General features: G+C 35.1%; 7 protein-coding genes and 1 pseudogene. 5 read left to right on the top strand and 3 right to left on the bottom strand.

The window, feature by feature from the left end:
* Positions 1 to 3: 3 nt before the first annotated feature.
* A pseudogene (gene asd / locus A9G35_RS10665) lies at positions 4 to 849 on the bottom strand (archaetidylserine decarboxylase); the annotation flags it as partial.
* Between the two features lie 392 nt (positions 850 to 1,241).
* On the opposite strand from asd, the gene A9G35_RS10660 reads away from it, so the two are divergent.
* From A9G35_RS10660 to A9G35_RS10650, 3 genes are all read left to right on the top strand, one after another.
* The gene (locus A9G35_RS10660; RefSeq protein WP_065636842.1) at positions 1,242 to 2,039 is read left to right on the top strand and encodes a DUF1266 domain-containing protein; all 798 of its coding nucleotides are present in this window, start codon (positions 1,242 to 1,244) and stop codon (positions 2,037 to 2,039) included.
* 422 nt (positions 2,040 to 2,461) lie between these two features.
* Entirely contained in the window at positions 2,462 to 2,806 is a 345-nt protein-coding gene (locus A9G35_RS10655) for a hypothetical protein (protein ID WP_065636841.1), read from the top strand.
* A 30-nt stretch (positions 2,807 to 2,836) separates the two neighbouring features.
* Positions 2,837 to 3,286: a hypothetical protein gene (locus tag A9G35_RS10650; protein ID WP_141673861.1), complete on the top strand. Its 450-nt coding sequence runs from the start codon at positions 2,837 to 2,839 to the stop codon at positions 3,284 to 3,286.
* Between the two features lie 488 nt (positions 3,287 to 3,774).
* On the opposite strand, the gene A9G35_RS10645 is transcribed toward A9G35_RS10650, so the two are convergent.
* Positions 3,775 to 5,190 carry a sodium:proton antiporter gene (locus A9G35_RS10645; RefSeq protein ID WP_065636839.1) on the bottom strand — a complete coding sequence of 472 codons (1,416 nt, stop codon included), beginning with the start codon at positions 5,188 to 5,190 and terminating at the stop codon, positions 3,775 to 3,777.
* Positions 5,191 to 5,473: 283 nt separating this feature from the next.
* Between A9G35_RS10645 and rlmF the strand changes: the two genes are divergently transcribed.
* Both rlmF and dld read left to right on the top strand, forming a co-directional pair.
* Positions 5,474 to 6,436, top strand: a complete 963-nt coding sequence (gene rlmF / locus A9G35_RS10640) for a 23S rRNA (adenine(1618)-N(6))-methyltransferase RlmF (protein ID WP_065636838.1) — start codon at positions 5,474 to 5,476, stop codon at positions 6,434 to 6,436.
* A gap of 178 nt (positions 6,437 to 6,614) precedes the next feature.
* Entirely contained in the window at positions 6,615 to 8,312 is a 1,698-nt protein-coding gene (dld, locus tag A9G35_RS10635; RefSeq protein ID WP_065636837.1) for a D-lactate dehydrogenase, read from the top strand.
* A gap of 98 nt (positions 8,313 to 8,410) precedes the next feature.
* Here the strand turns inward: dld and mutS are convergent, their stop codons facing one another.
* A complete protein-coding gene (mutS, locus tag A9G35_RS10630; protein WP_065636836.1) occupies positions 8,411 to 10,969 on the bottom strand; it encodes a DNA mismatch repair protein MutS in 2,559 nt (852 codons plus the stop codon).
* Between the last annotated feature and the right edge of the window lie 284 nt (positions 10,970 to 11,253).

The raw sequence follows: 11,253 nt of genomic DNA, 5'->3' as shown, positions 1-11,253 counted from the left end.
TTATATCCTATCTGCTAATTTTTGACCTACGCGAGCAATATTACCCACTTTAAGGTGGCGATCAAACACAATTGCATTTGATGCAAATAAAGTAATTACGGTTGAACCCAATTTAAAGCAGCCCATATCTTGCCCTTTAGTTAATTTTATTTCGTTGCCATAAGTCCAGCGTTTCATAATACCTTCTCGTGGTGGGGTGATGATACCTTCCCATGGCACTTCAATACTTCCCACAATGGTTGCGCCCACTAAAATTTGAGCCATTGGGCCAAATTCAGTTTCAAATAAACAAATTACACGCTCATTACGAGCAAAGATATTCGGTATGCTTTCGGTTGTGGCTTTATTGACTGAAAATAACGAGCCGGGAACATAAATCATCTCGCGCAAAACACCATCACAAGGCATATGAAAACGGTGATAGTTTTTAGGTGACAAATAAGTGGTTACATAAGAGCCATTTTTAAAAAACTTAATCATCTCAGGATGACAAGCAAGCAATGATTCTAAAGAATAAAAATGTCCTTTAGCTTGTAACAGCTGCGTATATTGAATAGTACCAAACTGACTGATGATTCCATCGGCAGGCATTACAACAACATTATCGGCAACATCAACAGGGCGCGCATCCTCATTTAATTCGCGAGCAAAAAAATCATTAAATGTTTTAAATTTGTTAACATCGCTAATTTTTGCTTCGCTTAAATCCACTTTATACACTTTACAAAAAAGCATAATCATCCATGTTGTAACTTTACCTAACTGTTTTTTTGCCAGCCAACCAAAAATAACGGTTAATGCCTGTTTAGGTAGAAGATACTGAATAATTGCTTTTAATTGATTTAACATATATCACTCTCAAAATTATGGTATAAACGTTGCATTATACCAAGTTTTATATACAAAGTGTAAAATCAACACAAATCTATCATTGGTGCGTTTAATTACATATGCTTTTAAAATTCTGCTAATTTTACTCAATAACGACAATCGCTTAAGCCATGCTTACCCTAGCCGTTGGTGACAATTACAATTTCTTTAAAGTTATAATATTTGTATCATGGCGAACCTTACTTTTTTTAAGCCACTTCGTTTAAAAAATCATTGATATTTAAATAAACACTAAACAACTTAATTTTTACAAAATAAAAATCCCAAAATTTTATCTTGTTGTAAAGTGTTATTTATGATATTTTTTTATTTGCTTTAATTGATTTATATCAAAAAAATAAGGTGCTTATATGGAATTTTTACTTATTATTTTGCTACTTTGTGTGTCATTACTTATGCGATATAATAGAGAAGTTTTGCTTCTCATTAAAATTTTAAGACACAAACCTTTTTCTCAAAATTTGAAAAAAGACGAACAACTGACAATTGAACAGCAAAATGCATTATCAGCCGGACTCATTATTGCTGAACAACATATGTTTTGTTGGGATAGCTTAGAAAGCGATGCTAGAAACTCCGGTAAAAGAGAACAGAAGTATCGCTTGCGCACCGCTTGGGGTGTTTTTTCTTCACAAAGTGCTACTGAATGTTTATCCTCTTTTGGAGAACTTCACAAACTTATTGATGTGGCAATTGACATTTACCTTAAGGTTCCTAAAGAGCAGTGGCAAAGTTGTATTAATGAGCAAGTTCCAGAAGATTACCGTGAGATTATTATGAGCTATTGCGCAAGCTTAGATCAAGCATCTTCAATATTAATTGAAAACAAAGTAGCCGAAAACCAAGACGAATTGCATCAAATCTTACTTCGCGGCTCTATCGCATGGGATTTAGGTCGTCTTGTTTATATAGCCAGAGCAAGTTATGTGGCGGGCTATATCGATAAAGATCAAGCATGGCAATCGATTAACTCAGTTTTACCAACAGTAAAACAATATTTTGCCAACTGGAAAGAGTTCGGTCAAAGTTATATGGTAGGTCGTGCAGTGAGTCAGCCTGATGATGCCAATTATGGGTTATTTGATATTTACACACAATGTACCACTTCTGAAGAAAGTCCGTGGCTGAAATACCCGTTAAATAATTAATTTAATGCTTGTGACAGTGTCAACTGTTACAAGCATTTAAATACAAACATCTAATCATTTTTAATATTACACCATATTAAAAGCTAATTAAATTTACGCTTTTGTGATGATATGATTTTAAAATTCTTTTTATACAATGTAGTCAATATTTTATTGTTTTTGTTGTTGTTTTTATATGTTTTCCAACAAAAAATGACAAACAAAAAACTATAAATTGATTATTTTAAATGCTATAATTTTAGCGCTTACTTAGTAAGGAGTTGCTCATTAATTGAGCTGGCAATTATAAATATAACTAAAAAATTGATTGACAGGCGGATGTTATGCTATACCAAGATAAGAGCCAATACTGGCAGCTCTATATTCTGAATTTTCATCATTTTCATCATAGCCACAAACAGAGATAATCCTCATTTTTATCATTGAACTTAGCAAAATCGGCATTAGCTGTTGTGCAATTGTTATTATTGTCGTATTCCTTCACTGCACAGGCATTATCGGCACAAACATCAAAGGTTATTGAGGGGACTGCGCCGTATTTTACGTTCGATAATGGTCTAAATAAAGTGACAACAACAAATGACCTGTTGGGTATTACGTTATCAGACGGTACCAAAATCACGCCACAAACCAATAATTCAGCGATAACCCCAATCGTGTTACCTAAAACTGGTGAAACACTAGCCGATCCATGGATTCCTTATGTTGATAAGAAAAAAATCGTAACACGAGTAACGTTAACAGGCCCTAAAGCAAGTAGCGTTTAAATACAAACAAGCAATCCTAGTTTGCTAAGCGTGCCATCTTTACGCAAGGTATTCGAATTAGAGGGTAAAGATAGTCTAGGTAGTGTGGTAGTCAGGTATGGTTTCGAGTTGAAGCAGTGGCTTGTTCACCGTGGAAATAAAAAAGATACAGATCTTAATCAATCAACATGGTGTAGTAGTTTGGGGTATCATGTGCCATTGGTAAGTGATTTAACTAACTCAAATTGCACTTCAGTAGATAGTCTTTGTCAAGGTGCTACGCCATTGTCGTCTGTTAATTATTACCAGCGTCAAATAGGTTCAGTTTTTTTTACGGAGTGGGGTAGAATGAATTATTACACCAATGCCGGATTCGTTAGCAACTACTATTTAGCTACTGATGCAACAGGTAGTAAACAGTTTATGATTTCTTCAAACACCGGTAAAACATATAGCAGTAGAGTTTATAGTCAAAAATATGCTCTTTGTATTGTACCTTAATTTTAGTGTTGAATCTTAATTCCTAGGTTGCGGTAGCTTATACGACTTTAATGGAATGGTAATGTAACGGCGTGACAGCCAAATATTCTCTTTTCTGTAAAACAAAACCAATTCGCCTTGTACTATAAGACTGATAGCTATGATTAAATAGCGTCACGATTTTATCGGCATAAAGCGCTAATGATTTTTGTTTGATACGCTAGTTATTATGCAGTTTATCTAAATAAACATTTTTCCTAAACAAATAAAGGCAGCGCTATTTTTGTCAAAAAGTTTCAGGAGTGTACTACGTTTATGTATAAACGCGTTAAAAATCAACATAATACAAAAAGCTAAATATTCTCTAATTTGCAGTTTAGTTTGATTTTTAAGTAAAAGTAAACCTTTGGTATCAACCTGTCGTATTTTGCTTAGATAGGTTTTGTTATCACCTTGCCTTGCTTTAAGCTTATTATTTTAATGACTAGGTTAATTATGTATTTTTCCGCTTATGCCAATTCATTAAAAAATAATAAATGATTAATAATAAACAGTGGTATTAAGATAGTGACAGACCATTTCATATAACCAAAAAAGCCTGGCATGTTGATTTTGTGTTGCGTTGCAATACTTTTAACCATAAAGTTAGGAGCGTTACCAATATAACTTAATGCTCCCATAAACACTGATCCCATTGATATGGCGAGTAATGTTTTTGTCATTGTTGTCATTAATATATTGGCATCACCTGAAGCTAAATTAAAAAATACCAAATAAGTCGGTGCATTATCTAAAAATCCTGATAATAATCCCGATAACCAAAAATATCGGCCATTAATGGGATTACCTTGTTCAGAAGTCACAAAAGATACCAAAGGTGCTAAGGCACCATTGCTACCTGCTCGTAATATCGCGATAACTGGGACTATCGTAATGAAAATACCAATAAATAGCTTAGCAACTTCGATTATGGCATCCCAATTAAATTCGTTACCTGCTCGCACTTGTTTTGGGGTGATTACTATTGATATCAGGCTGATTAGCATAAACATTCCATCGCGAACTAAATTTTGTAACGCAATATTTACCCCTAAAAAGCTAAAACTCACCGATGATTGCCAAATACCCGACAGCAACACACCTATGACAATGGCGATCAATAAAATAATATTAAACTTGCCATAAACCTTAACTGGGTGTGGTTTTGACATTAGAATGTTGGCCTGTATTTTTCCATATTGTTGGCGGAAATAATAGTTATCAATCACATAATAAATGGCTAATAACAATATAGCGTTTAGTAATACGGGTAATAGCATATGCCTTACTGTCCAAGTAAAATTAACTCCTTTTAAAAAGCCAATAAAGAGCGGTGGATCGCCTAATGGTGTTAATCCGCCACCTATGTTAGCCACTAAAAAAATGAAAAAGATAATAGTGTGCGTGGCGTGTTGGCGTTGGCGATTGGCCCTAATTAAAGGACGAATCATCAACATTGCTGCACCCGTTGTACCCATAATTGAGGCCAGTAAGGTGCCTATAGCTAATAAACCAACGTTTAATTTAGGTGTACTAATAACTTCACTTTTAATCAAAATTCCACCCGAAACGGTAAAAAGCGCCAGCAATAATAAAATAAAAGGAATATATTCAACAATAATGGCATGTACGGTTAAGTCGATAGTCGGTTGTAGACCAAAGAAGTAAAACGTAAAAAATAAAAACAGTAAGGTCCAAATAGCAATGATTTTTCCGTAGTGATAATGCCAAAGTCGCGATAAAAAAAGCGGCATTAATGCAATGGATAATAAAATTCCGATGAATGGAATTGAAAAATAAAGCGATAAATCATGGCCATTTAAACCAGTAGCAAAAGTCCCAGATGAAAAGAGAGATAAGGTAATAAAAGTAAAAAATGTTTTCATATCAGATTAAAGACTTTATGGTGATAATATTTTTATATAAGGAACAATTATAGCAAAGAGTTTAAAAAATTACTTTAAAATCAATTAATAAAGAAGAGTAAAATTAATTGTTTATCTGAAATATTTTACAAAATCAATGGTGAGTGTGATGATGACTAAAAATACCGGCCAATTCAACACAATATTGCTATAGCATAGGCAATGGTTTTTTCGCATATTACAGATAAAAGCGTTATAATAGCGTGCTATTTGATTATAGAGAGTTTTTCATGCCGACACCGTCATCCATAAAAAAAAGTCCCAATTACATTGCCGAAACAAACATCAAGACGGTTATGATTTTGCAAAGCTTATCAATATACTACCCGAGCTATCTCACTATGTAAATCGAAATCCCTATGGCAATTTATCGATCGATTTTGCTGATCCGATGGTGGTTAAAATGTTAAACAAAGCTTTGTTGTTTAGCTATTATCAGATGAGTTATTGGGATATTCCAGACGGTTATTTATGCCCGCCTATTCCTGGTCGAGCGGATTATATTCACTATTTAGCTGACTTATTAGCACAAGACAATCAAAACCATGTCCCAACAGGTAGACAAATTCATGTATTGGATATCGGCGTTGGGGCTAATGTGATTTACCCTATTATTGGTTGTGCCGAATATGGTTGGTCATTTGTAGGGAGTGATATTAATCCAGTTGCGATCAAAGTTGCTTTGCTTATTACACAAGCCAATACGTTATTAAAAAACACGTTGCAGTGTCGATTACAAAAAGACAGTGGATCGATTTTTAAACACATCATTAAACCTAATGAATTTTATACTTTAACGGTGTGCAATCCTCCTTTTCATGCTTCAGCAGAAGATGCGTTGGTAAGTACGCAAACCAAATTGAATAAGTTAGGTAAGCTAACAAATTCCACTCAAAAAACTGTGCTTAATTTTGGTGGACAACATGCCGAGCTTTGGTGTGAAGGTGGTGAAAGTGCTTTTATTAGTAATATGATTAATGAAAGTACTCAATATAAAACTCAATGCCTGTGGTTTACTTCATTAGTTTCAAAAAAAGAGACTTTATCTATTATTAACAAAAAATTAAAACAAGTTGCTGTTGTTGAAAGCCGTATTATTCCCATGGCGCAAGGGCAAAAAGTGAGTAGGTTTGTAGCGTGGACTTTTTTTAATCAAACTGAACGCCAACAACTTTTATCAAAAAGTCATAGAAAAACAAAACGTTAAACATTATAAATAAATTACCTTTATAGACCTTTTTGTTGTAAAAGGTCGTTTAAGTGTGTTTTGTTCATCTGCAATAAAAATTCCGATAGCTTATTGTTTCGCTTTTGGTTAAGATGGTGATTATTTAATCGCCGCTATTAACCCATCTCAATTTTCAATAAGCATAGGAAATACCAATATGAAAAGTAATCAAACAGCTAAGCTCATTGAGCAGCTACAAGGTATTGTTGGACATAAATATACTCTAACCAATCCAGCACGCACATTACCTTATCGTCAAGGTATTCGCTTTGGCGAAGGTGATGCATTGGCCGTTGTTTTGCCGGGAACGTTAGTTGAACAGTGGCAGGTGTTAAAGGCGTGTGTTGAAGCGGATGTGATTGTTATCACACAATCCGCAAATACTGGATTAACTGGTGGTTCAACGCCTGATGGTAATGGCTATGATCGTCCTGTTGTTATTGTTAGTACTCGTCGCTTAGATAGTATTAAAGTGATAGAAAATGGTGAACAAGTTGTCTGCTTGCCAGGTAGCACACTTTTTCGTCTAGAAAAGGAATTAAAAAAATATCATCGAGGTCCGCATTCGGTTATAGGTTCATCTTGCATTGGCGCTTCTGTGATGGGGGGTGTATGTAATAATTCGGGTGGAGCACTGATTCAGCGTGGACCTGCGTATACTCAAATGGCGGTGTTTGCTCAATTAGATGCGCAAGGGCAATTGCGTTTAGTTAATCATTTAGGTATAGAATTGGGTGATGAACCAGAAACAATTTTACAGAATCTTCAAAATCATACTTATACTGATAAGGATATTAAACATGATGCTGGTTTAGGCCATGATCACCATTATTGTGAGCATGTTCGTGAAGTAGATGCCGATACTCCTGCTAGATTTAATGCTGATCCTGCTCGTCATTATGAAGCATCAGGTAGTGCTGGTAGATTAATGGTATTTGCTGTGCGCCTTGATACATTTCCGTTAGAGAAAAAATCAGCCGTATTTTATATTGGTACAAATGATATTAATGAATTAAATGGTATTCGTCGCCACATTTTAAGCCAATTTAAAACCTTGCCTGTGTCGGGCGAATATATACATCGCGTGGCTTTTGATATTGCTGCAGTTTATGGGAAACCGACCTTTTTAGCCATTAAAAAGTTAGGTACAGATATGATGCCACGCATGTTTGTGTTTAAGAACTTTGTTGATCGTGTTACCGCTAAAATTCCATTTTTTCCAAAGAATTTTTCGGATCGGTTTTCTATCTTTGCTTGCAAATTTTTGCCAAATCATTTACCAAAATCAATGCGTGATTATCGTGATCGTTATGAACATCACCTTATTTTAAAAATGGCAGATGATGGGATTGCAGAAGCTGAGTCTTTTTTAAAAGACTATTTTCAAAATAAAAATGGTAATTATTTTTTATGTAACGAAAAAGAAGCCGAAGCCGCAATGTTACACCGTTTTGCGGCTGCGGGGGCTGCAACGGCATATCGCAATGTACATAGTAAAACAGTGGAAAACATTGTTGCATTAGATATTGCATTACGACGCAATGATACCGATTGGTTTGAGACGCTACCAGATAATATTGATCAGAAATTTATTTATAAAATGTATTATGGGCATTTTTTCTGTTATGTATTTCATCAAGATTATATAGCTAAAAAAGGGGTGGATTGCGATAAAGTTAAAGAAGAGATTTTAGCATTGCTTGATCAGCGTGGTGCGCAATATCCAGCCGAGCACAATGTGGGGCATTTGTATCATGCCAATGAGGATTTGAAAAAATTCTATCAAGAGCTTGATCCTACAAACAGCCTTAATCCGGGCATCGGTAAAACATCTAAGAAGAAAAATTGGGCTTAATTTTTTTAAATTCTAGATACTTAAAACCAACCGCTCGAAATCACATCTAGCGGTTTTTTCAGCATAACATCATAATAGAACAATTAGTAGCTATTTGATCACACCAACTTTTTTAATTGATATAAAATTTCTAATGCTTGTTTTGGTGTTAAAGCATCAGGATCAATCTGTTTTAACGCTTCTTCAACTTCCGAAGGTTCAGGTTCGTTGATAAAAGAAAGTTGAGATTGAGCAACGCCACTGTTAGCCGTTTGTTTTGAAATAATCTCGAGCTCTTTCAATTTTTGTTTAGCTCGCTTTAATACTGTCTTAGGCACACCGGCAAGTCCAGCAACAGCAATACCAAAACTTTTACTCGCTGCGCCTTCAGATACTTCGTGGATAAAAGCAACGGTATTATCGTGTTCAATGGCATCAAAGTGGATATTATAAACACCTTGCATATGTTCGGGTAATTGGGTTAATTCAAAGTAATGAGTGGCAAAAAGCGTCATTGATTTGATTTCATTTGCTAAATTTTCAGCACAAGCCCAAGCTAATGAAAGCCCATCATATGTTGAAGTTCCTCGACCAATTTCATCCATTAATACTAAACTTTGTTGAGTTGCATTGTGCATAATGTTAGCCGTTTCGGTCATTTCGACCATAAAAGTGGAGCGTCCAGATGCCAAATCATCAGAAGCACCAATACGTGTAAAAATGCGATCAACAGGTCCAATGACTGCTTTTGATGCAGGGACAAAGCTACCAATATAAGATAGTAAAACAATTAAAGCAGTTTGACGCATATAAGTACTTTTACCGCCCATGTTTGGACCTGTAATAATTAACATACGTCTGCTTGGTAATAATGAGAGCGAGTTTGCAATAAACGGGGTTTGTAGCACTTGTTCAATCACCACATGTCGACCATCTTTAATTTCTATTCCTGAGTCGGTTGATAGTGTTGGTTTTTGATAGTTAAGTGTTAATGATCGTTCCGCTAGGTTGGTAAGCACATCAAGTTCGGCAATGGCCTCAGCACTGATTTGCATAGTGGCTAGATCTGGAATTAATAGATCAAATAGCTGTTCGTAAAGTTGCTTTTCGAGTGCTAATGCTCGTCCTTTGGATGTTAGCACTTTATCTTCGTACTCTTTAAGTTCGGGGATGATATATCGCTCAACATTTTTCAGTGTTTGACGACGAGTATAATGAATTGGTGCCAAATGGCTTTGCCCACGGCTGATTTGGATATAGTAGCCATGCACAGCATTAAATCCAACTTTTAATGTGTCAATGCCAAGTGTTTCACGTTCTCGGATTTCTAACTGTTCTAAATAATTGGTTGCACCATCGGCTAAACTTCGTAGTTCGTCTAGTTCTGCATTATATCCATTAGCAATAACCCCACCATCACGAATAATTACTGGCGGTGTTTCAACAATAGCCTGATTTAATATTTCGGCTATACGGTCAAATTGATTTATTTTTTTACGCAAATTAATTAACGCAGGTGAAGTAAGACCACTTAATAGTGTTTGTAATTGTGGTAATAAATTATAAGCATCACGTAAACGAGCAAAATCACGAGGTCGAGCCGTATGTAATGCAAGTCTTGCTAAAATACGTTCCAAATCACCAATTTGTTTTAATAATGGATTAACTTCATCAATATAATTTTGTAATTCGCCAATAGCTTGTTGTCGATTTTGTAATATAGTCAAATTACGAATTGGTGAATGCAACCAACGTTTAAGCATACGGCTACCCATTGGTGTTTGAGTTTTATCAAGTATTTCAGCTACAGTATTTTGAGTTCCACCAGATAGGTTTTCGGTGATTTCTAGATTACGACGTGTTGCGGCATCTAACACGACAAAATCATAAGCCGACTGTTTGACAATTGAACGTATATGAGGTAGAGCTGTTCGCTGGGTATCTTTAACATATTGTAACAAACAGCCAGCTGCACAAAGTGCATAATGACAGTCTTCCACACCAAATCCAATTAAATCATTAGTGTCAAATTGTAGATTAAGCTGTTGTTTTGCTGTTTCAAGATCAAAGTCCCATTGCGGGCGACGGCGCAATCCAGAGTTATTTTCAATTAATGGCATGGATTGAAATTCTTCTGGATATAGTAATTCGACAGGACTTGTTCGTTGTAATTCGGCTTGCATTTTCTCGAAATTGTCACATTCAAAAATATAAAATCGTCCTGAACTGATATCGAGTGTGGCATAGCCGTAATAATTTTTATATTGCCAAATTGATGCCAGTAAATTGTCTTTGCGATCTTCTAATAATAGCTCATCACTTACTGTACCAGGAGTTACAATACGGACAATTTTTCGTTCTACTGGTCCTTTACTAGTAGCTGGATCGCCAATCTGTTCACAAATAGCAACTGATTCACCTAGTGAGATTAACTTTGCTAAATAACTTTCAACCGCATGATAGGGTACGCCAGCCATTGGAATGGGCTCTCCATTTGACGAACCACGCTTTGTGAGCGAAATATCTAAAAGTTGCGAGGCACGCTTGGCATCATCATAAAACATCTCATAAAAATCACCCATACGATAAAATAATAAAATATCAGGGTTTTCAGCTTTAAGTTTTAAATACTGTTGCATCATTGGGGTGTGGTTGGCTAAATTGTCTTTATTAGTCATGGTGGTTTTTCTTTTTTTTATCTCTCAACGTAATAAGTAAATTCATTAGTCTAACAAAGAACCATTAAAATGCATAAATTTGCACTGGTTCTTATTTTTAGTTTAATCATAAATTATGATAAATGTAAGTTGTATAATGTAATCATCTATATAATAATTTTATTATAACTGATTATTGGTTTATTACAGAGGTTATTTGGGCTTAATATAAAATGGATACGCTTGCATTTAATTAAAGAATTGAACTCATTACGAGCACATTATTCTAAATTATATACTTTTTA

The organism is Gilliamella sp. Choc5-1, from assembly GCF_001690595.1.
Classification (GTDB): domain Bacteria; phylum Pseudomonadota; class Gammaproteobacteria; order Enterobacterales; family Orbaceae; genus Gilliamella; species Gilliamella apicola_M.
The sequence above is the reverse complement of the archived record's forward strand: the minus strand, read 5'-3'. Positions and strand labels throughout refer to the sequence as shown.

What these genes read in the sequence shown, in the direction of transcription:
- A9G35_RS10660 (WP_065636842.1), top strand. Translation starts at nt 1,242, where the DNA reads ATGGAATTTTTACTTATTATTTTGCTACTTTGTGTGTCATTACTTATG.
- A9G35_RS10645 (WP_065636839.1), bottom strand. Translation starts at nt 5,190, where the DNA reads ATGAAAACATTTTTTACTTTTATTACCTTATCTCTCTTTTCATCTGGG.
- dld (WP_065636837.1), top strand. Translation starts at nt 6,615, where the DNA reads ATGAAAAGTAATCAAACAGCTAAGCTCATTGAGCAGCTACAAGGTATT.
- mutS (WP_065636836.1), bottom strand. Translation starts at nt 10,969, where the DNA reads ATGACTAATAAAGACAATTTAGCCAACCACACCCCAATGATGCAACAG.